The sequence below is a fragment of the Paenibacillus sp. OT2-17 genome (assembly GCF_009827695.1).
GTDB lineage: Bacteria > Bacillota > Bacilli > Paenibacillales > Paenibacillaceae > Paenibacillus > Paenibacillus polymyxa_B.
Genome location: NZ_WUDQ01001060.1, coordinates 1 through 519, shown reverse-complemented (window position 1 = coordinate 519; position 519 = coordinate 1). Strand labels below are relative to the sequence as shown.

1 pseudogene is annotated in these 519 nt (G+C 51.1%); it reads right to left on the bottom strand.

Annotated features, from left to right (window positions below):
• Positions 1 to 519: pseudogene (locus GRP75_RS29030) on the bottom strand (helicase-associated domain-containing protein); the annotation flags it as partial.

Sequence of the window (519 nt, the reverse complement as noted above, 5' to 3'; positions counted from 1 at the left end):
GGCAGCGTGTGCTCTTGTTCGTAAAAATGCAGCGTGCGCCCAGTATAAACAAAACCTGCTCTTCCCTCTTGGGAAAATATAGAACGGGCTTGAGTAGGGTCGGACTCCATTTCACTGTTGGGGCTGCCTGAACTTATGTTCTCTGGTTCCAAAATCAATGGATAATGATGAGTCGGATCGTCCACACCTTCCAGTTCACGACGTGGACCTAATCCAATTGCAGCAAGCGTTTTTCGTATTTTGACAGCAGAGCTCGCCGGAATAATAAAGTCCCTGTCACCGAGCCGTTCCAGCAATCCTTCCAGCGCGGGATGGCGTGCAACCATGTCTGCATCCTCCTGTGTGCCACATCGCAAAAGTGTTACCGTTGCAAAAGCCGTCCGTCCGACATCGCCTGCCCACTGTTCTACCGTCATGCGTACATGATCAGGCACACCTGTCCGGCTGAACTTGTGCAGAAGAGCAGGAATTGCCTTGGCTTCCATTCCTAACTCGATTGCCTCAGTAACACTTTCTCTG